The 851-nt window shown below is 48.4% G+C and carries 1 pseudogene; it reads right to left on the reverse strand.

The window, feature by feature from the left end:
• Positions 1-245: 245 nt before the first annotated feature.
• Positions 246-851: pseudogene (locus tag STRDD11_RS05930) on the reverse strand (PLP-dependent aminotransferase family protein); the annotation flags it as partial.

Raw genomic sequence — 851 nt, forward strand, 5'->3', positions numbered from 1 at the left:
TGATAAATAGGGTAGTAAGCGGGTGTAGAGCGTTTTTCCGGACTGGTCGTAAACCCGCTCACCTCAGCCGTTATGGTCTGCCACCCGTGAAATCGACTCTGGTACCAGTTAGTGGACGAGACATCTTTCAGCATCATGAACAGAAACGACAGCCCCAAGACACAGCTTAATAAAGCTAAGAGTAGTTTGTATAATTTGTTTGAACTAGTATTGTCTTTTGTCATATCATCCTATTATACCATAGGTCAGGGATTTTTAGCCTTTTTATACTCATCCAAAATCAACATGCGATTTTTCAGTTTTTCTAGATTTTCTTCTAAGCCATCGTATGCTAGCTTGGCATAGTGATAGGGGCAGTCACTGGCATAGCTGGTTTCAAAGAAATCAAGCGGCAGGCCGCTGTGTTTGAGGGCGCTGACAGAAGGGAGCGGCCGCAAATCCAGCAGCAGACCATCCTTGGTCGGATAGACAGGCAGGGCAAGCTGGGCTTGGTCGGCGAGCTGCTGAGCTCTCTCTGCTTCCCTTTCCTGCAGCTGCAGGAGGGCCAGACGGTTTTTTTCAAACATGAGGCTGTCAATATAGAGGGACAGGGCCTTTTGCATGATGAGATTGCTGTCATAGTCTACAGCGCTTTTATAGGCGATAAAGGTCTCCTTGATGCCTGGGGGCAGGAGGAGAGCGGTAATCCTCAGAGCCGGAAAAAGGCTGGTAGAGAAGGATTTGATATAGATGACCTGCTGGCAGTCATCCAGATAGTGAAAGGTCAGCTCCCGTCTGCTGTCAAAGTCGGACAGATAGTCGTCTTCCACGATATAGACATGATAGAGCCGGGCCAGGCGGAGAATCTCTTC

The sequence above is a fragment of the Streptococcus sp. DD11 genome (assembly GCF_001578865.1).
In the GTDB taxonomy this organism is placed as follows: Bacteria; Bacillota; Bacilli; order Lactobacillales; family Streptococcaceae; genus Streptococcus; species Streptococcus panodentis.